The sequence below is a fragment of the Aeromonas sp. 2MA4 genome (assembly GCF_029237305.1).
Taxonomy (GTDB): Bacteria; Pseudomonadota; Gammaproteobacteria; order Enterobacterales; family Aeromonadaceae; genus Aeromonas; species Aeromonas salmonicida.
In genome coordinates, this window is record NZ_JAACFY010000023.1 from 45,473 (window position 1) to 64,347 (window position 18,875).

Genomic DNA, 18,875 nt, shown 5'->3' on the forward strand with positions numbered 1-18,875 from the left:
TGGTTCTGATATTGAAGAAAATTGCGATCTTCCCGGCGGGACGACCGGACACATTGCGGGCTTAGCACCAGCGCAGGCTTGCGGTAAACTGGCCTCCAGTTACCTATTCGCAGGACATGCAAATGGACCAGTTTGCCCATATCAGTGCCCATGATGCCCACCAGAAGCTCGCTACCGGTGAAGCCCGCCTCGTGGATATTCGCGATCCCCAATCCTTCGAGGCAGCCCATGCGGTCGGTGCCTTCCACCTCACCAACGGCACCCTGGTGCGCTTCATGGACGAGGTGGACTTCGACACCCCTGTCATCGTGATCTGCTATCACGGCAACAGCAGCCAGAGCGCTGCCCAGTACCTGCTGCAGCAGGGGTATGACGAAGTCTACAGCCTGGATGGCGGCTTCGAGGCGTGGCGCCGGGAGTTTCCCATCGAGGCAGGCGACGCATGATCCAACTGCTGGTGCTCGACAACGCCCGCATGGCCCAGGCGCTGGTGGACTATCTCGCCACCCTCGGCATCTCGTGCGAGCTGACCCAGTCAGAGCTCGGCGTCTCGGTCTGGCTGGCGGATGAGCAGCGCCTCGCCCAGGCCCAGCTGGAGGTAAAGCGATTCCTGGCCGATCCGTCCCATCCCCGCTACATGGAGGCCTCCTGGCAGTCAGGTCAGGCGGATGCCCGCATCGATTACAGCAAGGGGATGACGGATCCCGTCACCGATTTCCTCCATCAGGCGGGACCCCTGACCCTGGTGGTGATCATCGCCTGTCTGGCCATCTATGCCCTGGATGCCATCGGCCTGCCCATCTTCGACGAGCTGGCGTTCCACCCGACCCTGGCCCAGTTCACCGACTGGCAGGCGTGGCGTTACTTCACCCCGGCCTTTATCCACTTCTCGATACTGCATCTGGTGTTCAACCTGCTCTGGTGGTGGTATCTGGGGGGCCAGATAGAGCAACGCCTCGGCAGCGGCAAGCTGCTGGTCCTGTTGCTGGTGGGGGCGGCCCTGCCCAATATCGCCGAGTTCTTCGTCAGCGGACCGCTGTTTGGCGGCCTCTCCGGTGTTGTCTATGCCCTGCTGGGCTACTGCTGGCTGCGCAGCAAACTGCAGCCGGCCTGCGGTCTCACCCTGCCACCGGCCCTGATGGGTTTCATGCTGTTCTGGCTGGTGCTCGGCTTCTTCGACATGCTCAGCACCAGCACCGCCAACATGGTTCTTCTGGTGGGCCTGCTGGTAGGTCTGCTGCAAGGCTGGCTGGACAGACACCACCAGCCTGCCTGACGGCCGGACCTCGCCCCGGTCGCAGAAACGAAAACGCCGCCCCAAGGGGCGGCGTTTTTTTATGGTCTGCAGCGTTATTGCTTGAGCAGAGAACTGTCGGTGACCTGCACCGCAGTACCGCCACTCATAAAGAAGCTGCCGAACTGGGTCTGCATCTCGGTAGTGACGGCGCCGGTCGGGTCGAAGTTCTCGTCCGGTGCCAGCAAGGAGCTGTGACCGCCAGCCACGAAACGAGCCGCATGGTGGTTGGCTGCGCCGGTGGCGGTCAACGGTTGCAGGGCCAGCAGCTTGAACAGCGGCTCTGTGCCCCCCAGCGGAGCGGACGCTATGCTGTTCGGGATCACCTGATCCGACAGGCTCAGGGCACCGTCACCCACTATCTCGGTGGCAAACAGCGGGAAGTCCGCCTTGATGCCGCTGGCGAGGTTGATCGGATCCGCCGAATCCAGTACCGACTGGGCCGCAAAGCTGTAGCTCTGCAGCGTGCTGGCTGCGGCCGCCTGAGTGGTTGCACCCAGGCTAGGCAGGAACTCGTTGACGAAGCAGGTTGGCACTGCCGTCTGGCAGTTGGGCGCATAGGCGGTGAAGGCCGCCTTCAGCTCGGCACTGCCACCTGTCAGCACGCCCATCTTGATGGTCGGGCCGAAGGTCGGCGAGTTCAGCAACAGCGGTGCTATGCCGCCACCCGGCATGGCCAGACCACCGGTATCGAACTTGAACAGGGCGTCCGCCGTCGGGTTGCCGATCGGCTGGTTGGCAACCGCCAGCAGGTTGGCCCCTGCGATGGCGCCCAGGGAGTGCCCCAGGAAATGTACCTTGAGATTGCCGGCACTGCCGATGGCGTTCTGGCTATTGGCCAGACCCACCGCCATGCGCAGACCCAGCAGATCCGCCACGCTCTGTTTCAGGTTGTCCCGCGCCACTGTCAGGTAGCTCAGGTTCAGATACGGCGTCGGATTGTCGGAGGTAGTCACCGTATCCATACTGCCACTCAAGGCGAAGCCACGTTCACCGTGCAGCGGATGATCGATCACCACCACTGCGACATTTTTGCTGGCCGTGATGCCAGCGCCAATCTGCCCCAGTGCCAGCGCATAGGCGTTCTCTTTCACCGAGGTGACGCCGTGCTGATAGATGATCACATCGGTGATATTGGCCAGCGGCGCTGCCGCGAAGATCCGCATCGGCACTGACTGGACCTCTTCCAGCGCAGGCAGCGGATTGAAGCGACCAATGTTCTGCTCGGCATCCAGCGGCTTGCCGCCGGAGGTGAGGGTCACCCCGACCAGCTTGCTCGCCTCGGCCAGCAACTCGCTCTGACGAGTCGGATCGGCCATCAACTCTGCCAGCAGGGCCGGATCCACACCCGCGCCCACCAGACCGGCGATCACTTCGCTGTCAGATGCCTTCAGCGCATTGGCGATGGCGTACAGGCTGGGGATGGCACCGTGCCAGGACTGGGTCTTGGCTTTGTCCCATGAACCGGCGGTCGCCGGTGAGGAGAGGAAATAGGGCAGTTTGACCGTACCGGTGTAGACCTTCGTCATGCCGGCGATGCCGGTCAGCGTCGGGCTGGCGGCAACGGCGGCGGCAATGGCATCCTTCTGCTCCTGCGGCAGGAACTGCTCATTGTCCAGCTGGGTCAGGAAGTCATCGTTGCCGGTCACGGCCAGGGTATAGGTGCCGGGCAGGCTGGTATTGCCCAACGCATCCTGCTTCCATACCTTGGCGGCATCCAGCCCCTGCAACACGACAGATGCAGCGGCGCCTTTCACGGCCACCAGCACATCGGCGCCTGACTGGGTACCGAACCAGTCGGAGAAGATCACGTGATCCGTGGCGATACCCGTTGCCGCCTTGAACAACCCTTCCTGCAGCGCGATCAGACCATTGATGGTCTGCTCCTGCGCATTGCTGCCCGCGTTGTTCTTGTAGTTGCTGTAGTCGCTACCTGCCCGTACCGGGCTGCCGGTGCTGTCTTTCAGCGAATCGGTGGCCACTATCATGTAGTAGGAAGAGGGATTGAGCGGCTTGAGCGGCACCAGATTCAACTTGCCAGCCGATGCGGCCACCACGAAATCCACCCCGTAGGTCAGCACCTTCTTCACGCCATTCGGGCGCAGCGCAGCGCTGTCGAAGGCAAGCTCCAGCAGGTAGAGCGGTGCCACAGAGGCACTGAACTCGGCCGCAGTCGGTGCCTGAACCTGAATGCCGGACGAGGTGACAGGTACGATCTGGATAGCCTGGGTCGTGGACCAGCCATCCAGCGTTGACATGGCAGAGACCGGATTGGAGAGATCTGCCGTCTCGGTAGAGAACTTCAGGGTGCCATCGCTGGCCCGTGCCGCCAGGGCACTGGGGCGCACCGCATTGGAACCGGTCAACAGATAGTCGAGATAGCTTGAGGTATCGCCTTTGTTATCGTCACTGCCACCACAGCCAGCCAACAGGGCACTGACAACTGCGGCATAAATTAGCTTCTTTTTCATATCCTTATCTCTTTTTAGTTGTTATCCATGATGTGCTGACGGGGGAGGGTGAAAACCCGACCGAACCATCTTAACAGCAACGCAACAATTGTTAAGCGTCTGGTCGGTCATCTGATCTGCTTTTTTTGTGTACAACATCAAGGAATTGGAATAGAAACGGGACTCGATAGGTTAACAGCTTCATTCCGGATACCAGACCCGACCAGCACGCCCTGCGCTCCTGATGGCAAAAAGCCACCCCGATCTCGGCAAAGGGGATGAATTGTCGGTAGAATGGCGCCATTGCTTAAGGAGAATCACATGATCGACCCGAAGAAACTGGAAGAGATCGCCAAACAGGTGCACAACTCCCTGCCGCCCGGCATTCGCAGCATGGGTGAAGAGGTTGAAAAGAAGATCCGTCAGGTGCTGCAGTCTCAGCTCAACAAGCTGGATCTGGTCAGTCGCGAAGAGTTTGACGTGCAGACCAAGGTGTTGCTGCGCACCCGTGAGAAGCTGACGGCCCTCGAGGCCAAGCTGGCGCAGCTGGAACAGCAGTTTGGTGCCAAGGGCGAATAACCCGGCCGTCGCCGCTGGCCCGCACAGCACATAAAGCAAACCCCAGCCTGGCTGGGGTTTGTTGTTTCTGGCTCGCCGAAGAGCAGCCGGCAGGGTCGATTAGCGAAGCGTAATCGGCCGACATATACGACTGCCGCCGGTTTGATACCTACCGATTCGCATGCTGAGCTCAGATGAACTCGTAGGCGTCGCCGAAGATGCGCTCAGGCTCTGCACCGAGGATCTTGAACTCCTCCCGCGCCGCACCCGCCATCTCGAAACGGCCAGCTACATAGATGTCGTAGTCATGCAGACTGACGAAATCATCCATGATGGCCTTGTGCACCAGCCCGCTCTTGCCGGTCCAGCCGCTTTCCGGCTCCTGCACCACGGGGATGAAGGTCAGCGGTGCATAATCGCTCGCCCACTGCTGCATCTGCTCCAGTTCGTAGAGCCAGTGGGCCTGACGCACACCCCAGTAGAAGAACACAGGACGCTTGCTGCCGGTATCGATCAGATACTCCAGGATGGAGCGGGCATAGGAGAAGCCGGTGCCACCCGCCATCAGGATCAGTGGGCGCGGCGACTCTTCCCGCAGGAAGGCCTTGCCTGCCGCCAGTTCAACCTCTATTTCCCCCTGCTCGCGCATACGGGCCAGCACCTGGCCTGCGTAGGCATTCTCCGGGGTTGCACCGATTTGCAGCTCCAGCACACCGGGGCGAGTCGGTGAGTTGGCGATGGAGAAAGGACGCTTGTCCGAATCACTCATCACCACCAGCAGATACTGACCGGGTTTGAAGCTGATCTCTTGCAGCGGCGTCAGGGCCACGTGCCAGATGGTGTCGACATATTCGCGCAGTTCCTCTACGCGGCACTTGATACGTTGCATTCTTATCCTTGTGACGGGCTCGCTCGGCCCGCTTTCGCTCATTGATTCACTGTGGACTGACGACCAGTGCATCTGGTCAGGTTCCCCGAGCATACCCAATTCCGCCCGGAGATCCTCAACCTTTTGCACCATGGCAGCCGTGTTTAGCCGAGAATATTCAGCTCGGCCCAGATGGAATCCACCTTCTGCTTCACCGCTTCGTCCTGGACTATGGGCTGACCCCATTCACGGTTGGTCTCCCCCGGCCACTTGTTGGTGGCATCCAGCCCCATTTTGGAACCCAGACCCGACACAGGCGAGGCAAAGTCGAGATAGTCGATGGGAGTGTGTTCGATCAGAGTGGTGTCACGGGCAGGGTCCATCCGGGTGGTGATGGCCCAGATCACATCCTTCCAGTCACGGGCGTTGATGTCGTCGTCACAGACGATAACGAACTTGGTGTACATGAACTGGCGCAGGAAGGACCAGACACCCAGCATCACCCGCTTGGCATGGCCGGGATAACGCTTCTTGATGGTGACCACCGCCATCCGGTAGGAACATCCTTCCGGCGGCAGGTAGAAGTCCACGATTTCGGGGAACTGCTTTTGCAGCAGTGGCACGAACACTTCGTTCAATGCCACCCCCAGCACGGCAGGCTCATCGGGTGGACGGCCAGTGTAGGTGCTGTGATAGATGGCATCGCGGCGCATTGTCATGTGAGTGATGGTAAAGACCGGGAACTCGTCCACCTCGTTGTAGTAACCGGTGTGATCCCCATAGGGTCCTTCCGGCGCCAACTCGCCCGGCTCCAGATAACCTTCCAGCACGATTTCAGCGCTGGCGGGTACTTCCAGATCGCAACTGAGGGCCTTTACCACCTCGGTGCGGCTACCACGCAGCAGACCGGCAAACGCATACTCCGAGAGGGAGTCGGGCACAGGGGTCACAGCACCGAGTATGGTTGCAGGATCGGCGCCAAGCGCCACCACCACGGGGAAACGCTCCCCCGGGTGGGCTTCCTGCCACTCGCGAAAATCGATGGCGCCACCGCGATGATCGAGCCAGCGCATGATCAGCTTGTTCTTGCCGATCTTCTGCTGGCGGTAGATACCGAGGTTCTGGCGCTTCTTGTAGGGGCCGCGAGTAATGGTGAGACCCCAGGTGACCAGGGGCGCCACATCACCGGGCCAGCAGTGCTGGATCGGGATCTGGTCCAGATCGACCGCCTCCCCTTCCAGCACCAGTTGCTGGCAAGGGGCGGAGGAGAGCCGCTTGGTCGGCATGTTGAGCACCTGCTTGAAGATGGGCAGCTTCTCCATCAGCTCCTTGAGCCCACGGGGCGGCTCGGGCTCCTTCAGGTAGGAGAGCCAGGTGCCCACCTGGCGCAGGGCGCCGACGTTGGGCTGGCCCATTCCCATGGCGACCCGATCCGGGGTGCCGAACAGGTTGGTCAGCACCGGCATGGAGTAGCCTTTGGGATTCTCGAACAGCAGGGCCGGGCCACCCGCACGCAGGGTGCGATCGCTGATTTCGGTCATCTCCAGATAGGGATCTATCTCGCGAGTGATGCGCTTTAGTTGTCCGTTTTGTTCCAGCTGCGCGATGAAATCACGCAAATCCTTGTATTTCATGCAGGTACCCTACCGGGTTCAGGAGGTGCCGCATTATAACCCTGGCTGGGCAGCGGGTGTACCCGTATCAGGCAGCATCACTGAACTCGAATGGCGCTTTTCCTGTCGGGTGAGCCGATCAGCGAACTGGGCAAGCAACCTGGGTTCATCCATCTGCAGCAAGAGGCTGGCGACCTGACCGCTGTAATGGCGATTGCCAAGCTCGGCCAGCAGGAATTGCTGCGCCGCCTCGGGCAAGGGGGAGAGCTGGCTGAGCTGGTGCAAGGCTGGCTGTTTCAGGCGACTGTTGCGGCTGGCGGCGATCAGCAGGCTGCTTGCATCCTGACCCTGGTGAAAGCGAGCCACGCTTTTCAGGGCGGCCACGCTGTCGTGATCCACAGGTTGACGCCACAGCTTTAGATAGAGAGCGCTATCACCGGTGCGTTCGACCAGTTGTCGCAGCAGCTGGTTATCGGGCAGGAAAATGTTCATGGCGGCAAGTCGATGGGCTTCACGCTGCAAAACAGAAGCAGGCTGCTGATCGAGCACCGCCAGCAGCGCCTCTTGCTGCAAGGCCAGTTCAGGGTTGCGGCTGTTGTATATCTGCTTGAACTGGAAGCTGTCCTGCGCCAGCAACTGGCGATAATTGCCCTGCCAGGCCTGTTGTTGCCAGCGGTTCAGCACCAGCCGCGCCGCAGCGGCAAAATCGTAGGCGGGCAGCTGGACCAGAAAGCCATCCACCTCTTTTTCTACCAGCCATCGGGGTGCCTTGACCGCCTGGGCGCGCACCCAGGCAAGCTGCTCCGGGGTACTGGCCCCGGAAGTCTTGTCGAGGGTGGCCAGCAGCTGGCACAGCAGATATTCCCGCTGGCCCACGGCCAGGGAGTCCAGCAGCGCATCGATGGCCGCAAACTGCCCCTGCTGCAATCGGCCAGCCAGAAAATCGAGATGGCCCTGCAATCCTTCATCGGCCACCAGCGCAGCCCTGGGTGGGGAAGGAGGCGAGGCATGTGCCGGCAAGGCCATCAAGCAGCCCAGCCATATCCAGAATACAAGCTTCATGACGTCCCTATCCTTGTGACATCGAGGTTTCATACTACTCAGGCGACCGGAAAATAGATAAACAAAAACCGCGACATGAGCCGCGGTTTTTCATTTTCCGACCAGATTACTTCTGCTGACGCCGCATGGAGTCGAAGAATTCGTCGTTGGTCTTGGTGGCCGCCAACTTGTCGATCAGGAACTCTATGCTGTCGATCTCACCCATGGGATGAATGATCTTGCGCAGGATCCACATCTTCTGCAGCTCATCGCCGGTGGTCAGCAACTCTTCCTTCCGGGTGCCGGAACGGGTGATGTCGATGGCCGGGTAGATGCGCTTCTCGGCAATCTTGCGCGAGAGGTGCAGTTCCATGTTGCCGGTACCCTTGAACTCTTCGTAGATAACCTCGTCCATCTTGGAGCCGGTATCCACCAGCGCTGTCGCTATGATGGTCAGGCTGCCGCCTTCCTCAACATTGCGAGCGGCGCCAAAGAAGCGCTTGGGTCTGTGCAGAGCGTTGGCATCCACACCACCTGTCAGTACCTTGCCGGATGACGGGATGACAGTGTTGTAGGCGCGAGCCAGACGGGTGATGGAGTCCAGCAGGATGACCACATCCTTTTTGTGCTCGACCAGACGCTTGGCTTTCTCGATCACCATATCGGCAACTTGAACGTGACGGGAAGCAGGCTCGTCGAAGGTGGAAGCGATCACTTCACCCTTCACCATGCGTTGCATCTCGGTCACTTCTTCCGGACGCTCGTCGATCAGCAGGACGATCAGTTCACAGTCCGGGTGGTTGTAGGCGATGCTCTGGGCGATGTTCTGCAACAGCATTGTCTTACCGGCCTTGGGCGGCGCCACGATCAGGCCACGCTGGCCTTTACCGATGGGGGAAGCCAGGTCCAGCACACGGGCTGTGATATCTTCGGTAGAACCGTTACCCCGTTCCATGCGCAGACGTTCGTTGGCATGCAGGGGGGTAAGGTTTTCAAACAGGATCTTGTTGCGGACGTTTTCCGGACGGTCGTAGTTGACCTCGTTGACCTTGAGCAGCGCGAAATAACGTTCGCCCTCTTTCGGTGGCCGGATTTTGCCGGAAACAGTATCGCCGGTTCGCAGGTTGAAACGGCGGATCTGGCTCGGGGAGACATAAATATCGTCCGGGCCAGCCAGATAGGAGCCATCTGCACTACGCAGGAAGCCAAAACCGTCGGTCAGGATTTCCAGCACACCGTCGCCAAAGATATCCTCGCCACCCTTGGCGTGCGCCTTGAGGATTGCGAAAATAATATCTTTCTTGTGCGCCCGAGCCAGATTTTCTAACCCCATGGATTCGCCAAGCTTTACCAGCTCGGACACAGGAGTGTTCTTTAATTCAGTCAGATTCATAGTGGTGAAAGTCTGTAAGCAAGGATTGAAATGAGGAGACAGTCTGCTGGATTGATGCTGATCGGATTTGACTTGCCAGGCTGCTGCTAAGCAAAGAGTCAGGCAAAAAGGTTAGCAAACGAACGATAAGCTAGCACCAATCGGGATGAGCGTCTAGGTGATAAAACACAAGGAGCGCATTATTGCAATGCGCTCCTTTTTGATTATTACAGGTTAACGTCCAGAAACTCTTTCAGCTGAGTCTTGGACAGGGCGCCGACCTTGGTCGCAGCCACTTCGCCATTCTTGAACAGCAAGAGGGTCGGAATACCGCGAATGCCATACTTGGGCGGCGTGTCGGCGTTATGATCGATGTTCAATTTCGCCACTGTCACACGACCGGCATACTCTTGGGCGACTTCGTTCAGGATAGGGGCAATCATCTTGCACGGACCACACCATTCGGCCCAGAAGTCGACCAGAACGGCGCCATCGGCTTTGATTACATCTGCCTCGAAGCTGGCATCGCTCAGCTGAACAATCTTGTCACTCATCTCCAACTCCAGTCAGTAATTAAGGCTTTATTGACGTATCAACAAAGGCAATAGTTGCCCTATTTGAAATGATCCTGTTTATTATTGCAAGCCTAACCTGATAACCTACCGCCATGAGCAAAACACACTTAACGACCGAAAAATTCGCCCAAATGGGCCTCGAACCCGAAGTTCTGGCTGGTCTGGAATCAAAGGGATTTCACTATTGCACGCCCATCCAGGCGCTGTCTCTGCCACTGCTGGTAGAAGGTCATGACCTCGCCGGTCAGGCTCAGACAGGGACCGGCAAGACCATTGCCTTCCTGGCCGCGACATTCAACTATTTGCTGACCCACCCGCTGAGCAATCCCCGTCTGGTTAACCAACCCAGAGCCATCATAATGGCGCCCACCCGGGAACTGGCAGTACAGATCTACAACGATGCCGACACCATTTCCGCATCCACCGGCCTGAAACTCGGCCTCGCCTACGGTGGCGAAGGTTACGACAAGCAGCTGGCCGTGCTGGAGCAGGGCGTCGACATCCTGATCGGCACCACGGGTCGCATCATCGACTACTTCAAGTCCAAGGTGATCGATCTGAGCAACATTCAGGTCGTGGTGCTGGATGAAGCGGATCGCATGTTCGATCTGGGTTTCATCAAGGACATCCGCTTCCTGTTCCGTCGTATGCCTGCCCCGACCGAGCGTCTGAGCATGCTGTTCTCCGCCACCCTCTCCCTGCGGGTGCAGGAGCTGGCCTACGAACACATGAACCACCCGGAACATGTGCAGATAGAGCCGGAGCAGATGACCGGCATCCGCATTCAGGAGGAGCTGTTCTACCCCTCCAACGAAGACAAGATGCTGCTGTTGCTCTCCCTGATGGAAGAAGAGTGGCCGGAAAAAGCCATCGTCTTCGCCAACACCAAGCATGTCTGTGAAGACGTGCATGCGTGGCTGGAGAATGACGGCCACCGCGTCGGTCTGCTGACCGGTGACGTGCCGCAGAAGAAGCGGATGAAGATCCTGGAAGACTTCACCAAGGGTGCGCTCGATATTCTGGTCGCCACCGACGTCGCCGCCCGTGGTCTGCACATTCCTGATGTGACCCACGTCTTCAACTACGACCTGCCCGACGATGCCGAAGACTATGTACACCGTATCGGTCGTACCGGTCGTGCCGGCAAGAGCGGTCACTCCATCAGCCTGGCCTGTGAAGACTATGCCTTCAACCTGCCGGCCATCGAGGAGTACATCCACCACCCGATCCCGGTCAGCAAATATGACCGTGAAGCGCTGCTGGATGACGTGACTGCCCCGAAACGGGTCGTTCGCAACCGTCAGCCGGTGAACCGCAACATGCGGGATCGCCAGGGCGGTGGCAACAGCAACAACCGTCGTCGTCCGCCACGCAAGAGCTGAAGGACAGGCCCAGTTGCACAACTCGCCTCTCTATGCCGCCATTGACCTCGGCTCCAACAGCTTTCACATGCTGGTGGTGCGCGAGGTCGCCGGTGCCCTGCGCACCGTCACCAAGGTCAAGCGCAAGGTTCGCCTCGCCGCCGGGCTCGATCCGGAATTTCGTCTCAGCCGTGCCGCCATGGAGCGGGGCTGGGACTGCCTGCGTCTGTTCTCCGAGCAGCTGCAGGACATTCCGGCCGACAATATACGGGTGGTGGGCACGGCCACACTGCGCCTTGCCACCAACGTCGACGAGTTCCTCAGCGAAGCGGAACGGGTACTCAACCACAGCATAGAGATTATCTCTGGCGAGGAAGAGGCCAAGACCATCTACGAAGGTGTCTCCTGGACCTCGGCCGGGGAAGGCAACCGTCTGGTGATCGACATCGGCGGCGCCAGCACAGAGCTGGTGATTGGTGAGCACAGCGAAGCGAAACTGCTCAACAGCCTGCACATGGGCTGCGTCACCTGGCTCAACAACCATTTCGGTGATGGCGAGCTGAGTGAAGCCCGCTTTGCGCAGGCGATTGCCGCCGCCAAGGCGGTGCTGGAGAAGGTGGCGGAAGATTACTGCGTCCTTGGCTGGCGCACCTGCGTTGGCGCCTCCGGTACTGTACAGGCGCTGCAGGAGATCATGCTGGCGCAAGGGAAGAGCGAGCGGGTCACCCTGCCCAAGTTGCAGGAGCTGATGGGTCAGGCCATCGCCTGCGGCAGGCTGGACCGGCTGCAGCTGGAAGGACTGGCGGCCGAGCGGCTGACCGTGTTCCCCTCCGGTCTCGCCATCCTGATCGCCATCTTCGAAACCCTGAACATAGAGAGCATGACCCTGGCGGGTGGTGCCTTGCGCGAAGGGCTTATCTACGGTCTGCTTGGCAACAATCACGACTGCGATGCCCGGGATCGTACCGCCGACAGCCTCATCAGCCGCTATCAGCTGGATAAAGAGCACGCCGAGCGGGTGCGTGACACCGCCATAGAGGCGTTCAATCAGCTGCAACCGGCCTGGCGCCTCTCCAAACGTTACGGTCGGCCTATCCTGCGTTATGCGGCTCTGCTGCACGAGATTGGCCTCTGTATCGAGTACAAGAAGGCCCCGCAACACGCGGCCTACATCATAGACAACATCGACATGCCGGGTTTTACTCCTGCACAGAAGAAGTTGTTGTCGGCCCTGCTGTTCAACCAGCGGGATGAATTCAAGCTGGAAACCCTGGAAAAACAGGGTGCCGTCACGGGTCGTCAGGCGATCCGGTTGGCCCGCATCCTGCGCATCTCGCTGATCCTCTGCATGCGTCGTACCCAGGGCACAGTACCCAACTTCACCCTGCAGGCCGAGGAAGAGGCGTTGACCCTGACCTTGCCCAAGGGGTGGATGGACGAGCACTACCTCCGCGCCAGCGAATTGCGTCTCGAAGTGGAACGCCAACAGAAGATGGGCTGGCCCACCCGCTTGCTGGAAGCCTGACCCAGAAACTTGCTCGTTTGGGAGCCGATCATGCCGGATTACCAACCCATCAGCTGCGATCTCTACGACTGGCTTGAAATTGCCGCCAGCTGGCAATTGCCGGTGACTCTCGCCAGCCGCGATGGCCACCAGTGGGATGACAAGATCCGCACCATCGAAGCCAGCGAGGGTATCGAGTATCTGCTGCTGCACAGTGGCGAGCGACTCAGCCTGGGGGATCTGGCGACCCTGCGCCTGAGCTGGCAAGGGGAAGAGAAGCTGATCCGCTTCGCCCCAACCAACTGAATCCGGTACGAAAAAAGAGGGCCAACCTTGGGTTGGCCCTCTTTTTTAATCAGCGGCTCACACTGGCAGTTAACCCGCCGCCAGCGCTGCCATCACGTAGACATCGAAGCGGTTGCTCTTGGTCTCGATGGCCATGCTGGGCTTGTGCTCGTTGAGCCAGCCTGCGTAGTCGGGGCGCTTCACCACCACCCGCTTGTCCGCCATCCGCAGCGCGGCCGGCAGCAGGGCATCCGCATCGAGATCCGGCCCCACCAGCGACTGGAACACCCGCATCTCTTTCTTCACCAGCGCCGACTTTTGCTTGTGAGGGAACATGGGATCGAGGTAGATGACATCGGGCCGCTCCGGCAACGCCAGCAGGTTGTCCACCGCCGGCCCTTGCAGCAGGCGCATCCGCTCGCTGACCCAGGGACCTATCTCGGGATCCTGTGCCGCCCGCATCAATCCATCCTGCAACAGGGCCGCCACCACAGGGCTGCGCTCAATCAGGGTCACCTTGCAGCCGAGGGAGGCCAGCACGAAGGCGTCTCGGCCGAGCCCGGCGGTGGCATCCACCACGGTAGGCATTGCACCGGCCTTGAGCCCGACCGCCTTGGCAATGGATTGACCGCGCCCGCCGCCAAACTTGCGGCGATGGGCCACCGCCCCTTCCACGAAGTCCACATAAACGGCACCCAGCTTGGGTTCGTCCAACTTGCGCAGCTCCAGCCGCTCAGGCGTAAACACCAGCGCAAACTGGGGGTAGTCGGTCTGGTTCAGCTGGCTGGCCAGCGCGTGTGCCTGCGCGGCCTTGGTGGGGTCTTCGAGGAGGATTTGCATGGTCTTGGCTGCGTTCTAAATTCAATGAGCGGAGTGTATCACAGCCCCTTTATGCGGCTGTAGGGTGTGTCGTATCGGGGCATAATGGCATGGCGAGAACACGCTACAGGCTGACGTTAGCGCTAGAGCTGGTATCGGCTAGCTGATCTGCAGGAACATGCTCTTGTCGTTGAGTTGCAGATATTCGACCAGATCGTCATAGGCCAGCGGGCGGCTGAGCAGGAAACCCTGAGTGAAGGCACACCCCTTCTGGCAGAGGAAGTTGAGCTGCTCGCGGGTCTCCACCCCCTCGATCACCACCTGCATACCGAGGTTGTGCACTATGTTGATGATGCCGTCGAGCAGCAGCCTGTCCTGTTCGTTGAACGGGATATGACGCACGAAGGCCCTGTCAATCTTGACCAGATCCACAGGGAAGTTACGCAGGTAGTTGAGGGCAGAATAGCCGGTGCCGAAGTCGTCGATGGCCAGCTTGCAGCCCGCCTCGCGCAGGGCATCGATCCGCACCCTGTGCTGATCGCTGGTCTCCATCAGCAGAGATTCGGTGATCTCGATGACGATGTCGCAAGGGTCGAGTCCGAAGTGGTGAATCACCTTGAGCCACTCACTCGCTTCCGGATCTATGGTCTGGAACTCCAGGGTGGAGCGGTTGATCGACATCTGCAGGTTCGGAAAGCCGGACTGCTGCAAGCGCGCCAGATCCCGGCATGACTGCCACAGCACCAGCGCACCCAATCCCTGAATGAGCCCCGCTTCTTCCGCCAGTGGAATAAAGTCCGCCGGTGAGACCTGACCCCAGTGCGGGTGATACCAGCGCACCAGTGCCTCCAGCTTGGCCACCCGGCCGCTGCGGTTGTCCCAGATGGGCTGATAGGCCATGGTCAGCTGCTCGAGCTTGATGGCCTCCGCCAGATCCTGCTGCATCTGGTGGCGCTGGCGCACCTCTTCCCGCATGGAGGCGCAGTAGCTGCCCAGCATCCGCCCCTGGCGCTTGGCGGCAAACAACGCCTGCTCCGCGTTGCGCAGCAGCTCGTCGCTCTCGACACCATCCCCCGGGCAGAGGGTGATGCCTATGGTGGCCGTCACATAGAGGTGCTGGTTGGCCAGCATGAAGGGGCGGGCAAAGCCGCCGATCACCTGTTTGGCAAACACCTCGGCCTGACGGCGGTTGACGATGCCGGGCACCAGAAACGCGAACTCGTCGCCGCCGATACGGGCCACCAGATCTTCGGTGCGCACCCGGCTCACCAGCCGATCCGATACCTCGCGCAGCAGGGCATCACCAGCGTGGTGATCCATGCTGTTGTTGACCGCCTTGAAGTTGTTGAGGTCGATCACCATCAGCGCGAAGCGCTCGCCCCGCTCGCAGAAGCGGCTGAGGCAGCGACCAAACAGCCAGCGGTTGGGCAGGCCGGTGAGGTTGTCGTAGTTGGCCTGGGCGGCAATCTTCTGTTCCGCCAGCTTGGTCTGGGAGAGATCGCTGAAAATGCCTATGTACTGGCTGATCTTGCCCCCTTCCCGCAAGGTGCTGATCATCAACTGCTGGGGGTAGAGCTTGCCATTCTTGCGCTTGTTCCACACCTCCCCCCGCCAGACGCCCACCCGCTCCAGCGCATGGTACATGTCGGCATAGAAGGCCTGATCGTGCAGCCCGGATTTGAGCATGCTGGGACGCTGGCCGCACACCTCCTCCCCGCTGTAACCGGTGATCTGCTCGAACGCCGGATTGACCGAGATGATGCGACTGTCGGCATCACACACCAGAATGGCTTCGGAGAGGTTGTCATAGACCCGGTGGGAGAGCTTGAGCTGCTCGGCATGGCGCTTGAGGGGATCGATATTTTCCAGCACAACCATCAGGTAGTCGGGCTGCAAATGTTCATCCCGCACCAGAGTGACGGTCACCCGGCCCCACAGCACCTGGCCATCTCGATGCAGGTAACGCTTCTCCTGAGTGAAGGCTGTGCGCTCGCCACGCTTGAGCTCCGCATAGCAGGAGACGCTGCGCAGCCAGTCTTCTGGGTGGTTGAGCTCGGCGGCGGTACGGTGCAGCAGCTCGCTCTGGCTGTAGCCCAGCATCTTTTCGATGGCCGGGTTGGTCCAGAGGATCTTGCCATCCAGATCCAGCTTGCCGATCCCCACAGGGGCGTGGGACATCATGGTGTGCAGGAAGTGGTGATACTCGGGCTGGCTCTGCACCGGCTGCTGCTGAAACATCAGCGCCAGCTCACGGCCCGCCAGTGGAGCCAGCAGTCGCAACAGCCCCATCACCTTGTCCATGTTGGCGAGCGGCCGTTTGAACAGCACGCTGCAGATGCCGATGGTCTCGCCCTGGGCATTCTTGAGGGCGATCCCCGCATAGGCCTGGATGTGCCAGGCCTGCAACACAGAAGCATGGGGGAACAACTGCTGGACGCGGTCGCTGAACCAGGCTTCCCCCTCTTGCAGGGTGATTTCCCCCGGGGTGGCGCTGACCGGAAAAGTGAAGCTTGTGGTGTCGAGAGATGCCGGATGGGCGGCGTGGACCTTGAAAAACAGCCCCGCTTGATCCCTACCTGAAATCAGGACGAAGTCGGCCCCGATCGCTGCTGCGATTTCACTCACAAAGGTATCGAAATATCCCTGACCACTCGAATGAGACAGATTTGAGATGATTTGATAGACAGACTCGAGTGCTCGCCTCATGGCAAGGTTCTTTCTCTCCCTGGAAGGTAGAACCCGACTCTACTCAAGAGGCGGGGACAGTGCAAACATGCACTCCGCAAGATATTAAAAAGCCTTGAGAAAAGGGACCAAAAGGTCCCTTTTTATCTCAAAAATCACGCGGAGATCGCACTATGCCGCAAAAGTGTACCTGCTTGAAGCTCAAGGCCGCCTGGGGCACTGAGTCTCACGCGGCAATCCCGCTATGGCGCAGCAGAGCATCCACTTGGGGCTCGCGGCCACGGAAGGCTCGGAACAGCTCCATCGGCTCCTTGGAACCGCCCTTCTCCAGGATGTTCTTCAGGAAGGATTGGCCTGTGGCCGGATTGAAGATCCCCTCCTCCTCGAAGCGGGAGAAGGCATCTGCCGACAACACTTCGGCCCATTTATAGCTGTAGTAACCCGCCGCATAGCCGCCCGCAAAAATGTGGGAGAAGCTGTGCTGGAAACGGTTGAACGCAGGCGGCGTCATCACGGCTACCTGGCTGCGCACCTCGGCCAGCAGGGTCGGGATCTGATCCGGGTTGGCCGGGTCAAACTCCTGGTGCAGACGGAAGTCGAACAAGGCGAATTCCAGCTGACGCAACATCTGCATGGCGGCCTGGAAGTTGCGGGCAGTCAGCATCTTCTCCAGCAGATCGGCAGGCAATGGCTCACCGGTCTCATGGTGGCCGGAGATAAAGGCCAGCGCTTCGGATTCCCAGCACCAGTTCTCCAGGAATTGACTCGGCAGTTCCACCGCATCCCAGGCCACGCCGTTGATGCCGGCGACACCGGCCACGTCGATCTGGGTCAGCATGTGGTGAATGCCGTGGCCAAACTCGTGGAACAGGGTGACCACCTCGTCGTGGGTAAACAGGGCCGGTTTGCCATCCACAGGGCCGTTGAAGTTGCAGGTCAGGTAGGCCACCGGCTTTTGCAAGGATCCATCCTGACGATAGCGACGACCCAGGCAGACATCCATCCAGGCGCCGCCCTGCTTGTGCTCACGGGCATAGAGGTCGAGGTAGAAGCTGCCGCGCAGCTCATCCTCGGCATCGAAGATGTCATAGAAACGCACGTCCGGATGCCAGGTGTCGATGCCGAGACGCTCGCGCACCTTGATGCCGAATACCCGCTTCACCACCTCGAACAGCCCTTTCACTACCTTGTTGGCAGGGAAGTAGGGGCGCAGTTGCTCGTCGGAGATGGAGAACTTGTGCTGCTTGAGCTTCTCGGCGTAATAGGGAAGATCCCAGGCCGCCAGCTCGCGCTGACCGTGATGTTCGGCGGCAAAGGTGCGGATCTCTTCCAGCTCGGCCTTGCCTTGCGGCAGGGATTTGGCTGCGAGATCAGTGAGGAAACCCACTACCTGTTCGGTCTTTTCCGCCATCTTGGTCGCCAGGGAGAGCTCGGCATAGCTGCCAAAGCCCAGCAGCTGGGCCAGCTCGCGACGCAAGGTGAGCAGCTCTGTCATGATGGCGGAGTTATCCCATTTGCCGGCGTTCGGGCCCTGATCCGAGGCGCGAGTCGTGAACGCCTCGTACAGCTCGGCACGCAGCTCGCGGTTGTCTGCATACATCATTACCGGCAGATAGGAGGGGATATCCAGGGTGAACAACCAGCCCTGCTGACCCTTCTGCTCCGCCAGCTGACGGGCGGCAGCCAGTACGCTTTGTGGCAGACCGGCCAGTTCGGCCTCGTCACTCACCAGCTTGGTCCAGCCCTGGGTCGCATCCAGCACATTGTTGCTGAAGCGGGAGGCGAGCTCGGAGAGGCGGGCATGGATTTCACCGTAGCGCTGCTGCGCCTCGGCGGGCAGACCGATACCGGACAGACGAAAATCGCGCAGGGTATTCTGGATCTCCTTGCGCTGGGCACCATCGAGGCGAGGGAAATCATCGCTCTCAAAGAGGCCCAGATAAGCCTGATAGAGGCCTTCATGTTGACCGACATAGGTCTGGAATTCGGACAGCAGCGGCAGGCAGGCGTCGTGGGCCGCGCGCAGCGCTTCGCTGTTGAGGACGGAGTTGAGATGGCTGACCGGCGACCAGACTCGTGCCAGGCGGTCATTCACCTCTTCCAGCGGGGCAATCAGGCTGTCCCAGGTATGGGAATCGCGCTGGGCCAGCACATCGCTGATCTTCTGTTTACAATCGGCGATGGCCTGCGTCACGGCAGCTTGCACCTGTTCGGGCTGGATCTGGCTGAAGGGGGGCAGCGAGTCCATTGTCAGCAAAGGGTTGTTCATCCTGCGGTACCTCTAAATTCTCTTACAGCCCCTGCCGTCCAGAAGCCTGCTTGGACTACCTAAGATGTAGGCAGGAACCTCATTAATCAAGCCTTTGCCGCCGTGAACCGGGTCAGTTGCCCACTTTCCGCGAAAACATGCTCATTAAAGCAGCGATCCAGCTATCAGAGACGACAATGCC

15 protein-coding genes are annotated in these 18,875 nt (G+C 59.9%); 6 read left to right on the forward strand and 9 right to left on the reverse strand.

The window, feature by feature from the left end; all coding sequences use genetic code 11:
- Nucleotides 1-122 precede the first annotated feature (122 nt).
- Both glpE and glpG read left to right on the forward strand, forming a co-directional pair.
- Nucleotides 123-446 carry a thiosulfate sulfurtransferase GlpE gene (gene glpE, locus GWQ31_RS19220; RefSeq protein WP_275910033.1) on the forward strand — a complete coding sequence of 108 codons (324 nt, stop codon included), beginning with the start codon at nt 123-125 and terminating at the stop codon, nt 444-446.
- Nucleotides 443-1,276, forward strand: coding sequence for a rhomboid family intramembrane serine protease GlpG (glpG, locus tag GWQ31_RS19225; RefSeq protein WP_275910034.1), 834 nt, complete (start codon nt 443-445; stop codon nt 1,274-1,276). The genes glpE and glpG overlap by 4 nt, the downstream gene beginning before the upstream one ends.
- A 74-nt stretch (nt 1,277-1,350) precedes the next feature.
- Here glpG and GWQ31_RS19230 read toward each other — a convergent pair whose 3' ends face one another.
- Nucleotides 1,351-3,765: a VolA/Pla-1 family phospholipase gene (locus GWQ31_RS19230; protein ID WP_275910035.1), complete on the reverse strand. Its 2,415-nt coding sequence runs from the start codon at nt 3,763-3,765 to the stop codon at nt 1,351-1,353.
- Between the two features lie 300 nt (nt 3,766-4,065).
- Between GWQ31_RS19230 and GWQ31_RS19235 the strand changes: the two genes are divergently transcribed.
- Entirely contained in the window at nt 4,066-4,323 is a 258-nt protein-coding gene (locus GWQ31_RS19235; protein WP_005320662.1) for an accessory factor UbiK family protein, read from the forward strand.
- A 169-nt stretch (nt 4,324-4,492) separates the two neighbouring features.
- Here GWQ31_RS19235 and fre read toward each other — a convergent pair whose 3' ends face one another.
- From fre to trxA, 5 genes are all read right to left on the reverse strand, one after another.
- A complete protein-coding gene (gene fre / locus GWQ31_RS19240; protein ID WP_059113903.1) occupies nt 4,493-5,191 on the reverse strand; it encodes an NAD(P)H-flavin reductase in 699 nt (232 codons plus the stop codon).
- A gap of 143 nt (nt 5,192-5,334) precedes the next feature.
- A complete protein-coding gene (gene ubiD / locus GWQ31_RS19245; protein WP_005320666.1) occupies nt 5,335-6,804 on the reverse strand; it encodes a 4-hydroxy-3-polyprenylbenzoate decarboxylase in 1,470 nt (489 codons plus the stop codon).
- 33 nt (nt 6,805-6,837) lie between these two features.
- Nucleotides 6,838-7,845, reverse strand: a complete 1,008-nt coding sequence (locus tag GWQ31_RS19250) for a hypothetical protein (RefSeq protein WP_265458005.1) — start codon at nt 7,843-7,845, stop codon at nt 6,838-6,840.
- A 106-nt stretch (nt 7,846-7,951) separates the two neighbouring features.
- Nucleotides 7,952-9,217 (reverse strand): transcription termination factor Rho, encoded by a 1,266-nt coding sequence (gene rho, locus GWQ31_RS19255; RefSeq protein WP_005320670.1) that lies wholly within the window; start codon nt 9,215-9,217, stop codon nt 7,952-7,954.
- A 206-nt stretch (nt 9,218-9,423) separates the two neighbouring features.
- A complete protein-coding gene (trxA, locus tag GWQ31_RS19260) occupies nt 9,424-9,750 on the reverse strand; it encodes a thioredoxin TrxA (protein WP_005320671.1) in 327 nt (108 codons plus the stop codon).
- A 113-nt stretch (nt 9,751-9,863) separates the two neighbouring features.
- Between trxA and rhlB the strand changes: the two genes are divergently transcribed.
- The 3 genes from rhlB to GWQ31_RS19275 are packed head-to-tail and all read left to right on the forward strand — an operon-like array spanning nt 9,864 to nt 12,942.
- Complete coding sequence (gene rhlB / locus GWQ31_RS19265; RefSeq protein WP_219598080.1) at nt 9,864-11,153, forward strand: ATP-dependent RNA helicase RhlB; 1,290 nt, start codon at nt 9,864-9,866, stop codon at nt 11,151-11,153.
- A gap of 13 nt (nt 11,154-11,166) precedes the next feature.
- Nucleotides 11,167-12,657: a guanosine-5'-triphosphate,3'-diphosphate diphosphatase gene (gppA, locus tag GWQ31_RS19270; RefSeq protein ID WP_058406732.1), complete on the forward strand. Its 1,491-nt coding sequence runs from the start codon at nt 11,167-11,169 to the stop codon at nt 12,655-12,657.
- Nucleotides 12,658-12,687: 30 nt separating this feature from the next.
- Nucleotides 12,688-12,942 carry a Rho-binding antiterminator gene (locus GWQ31_RS19275; protein ID WP_275910036.1) on the forward strand — a complete coding sequence of 85 codons (255 nt, stop codon included), beginning with the start codon at nt 12,688-12,690 and terminating at the stop codon, nt 12,940-12,942.
- Nucleotides 12,943-13,011: 69 nt separating this feature from the next.
- Here the strand turns inward: GWQ31_RS19275 and GWQ31_RS19280 are convergent, their stop codons facing one another.
- The 3 genes from GWQ31_RS19280 to prlC form a co-directional block, all read right to left on the reverse strand.
- Nucleotides 13,012-13,761 carry a class I SAM-dependent methyltransferase gene (locus GWQ31_RS19280; protein WP_275910037.1) on the reverse strand — a complete coding sequence of 250 codons (750 nt, stop codon included), beginning with the start codon at nt 13,759-13,761 and terminating at the stop codon, nt 13,012-13,014.
- Nucleotides 13,762-13,899: 138 nt separating this feature from the next.
- Nucleotides 13,900-16,446: an EAL domain-containing protein gene (locus GWQ31_RS19285; RefSeq protein ID WP_275910038.1), complete on the reverse strand. Its 2,547-nt coding sequence runs from the start codon at nt 16,444-16,446 to the stop codon at nt 13,900-13,902.
- A 205-nt stretch (nt 16,447-16,651) separates the two neighbouring features.
- Entirely contained in the window at nt 16,652-18,694 is a 2,043-nt protein-coding gene (gene prlC / locus GWQ31_RS19290) for an oligopeptidase A (protein ID WP_265462958.1), read from the reverse strand.
- Nucleotides 18,695-18,875 lie beyond the last annotated feature (181 nt).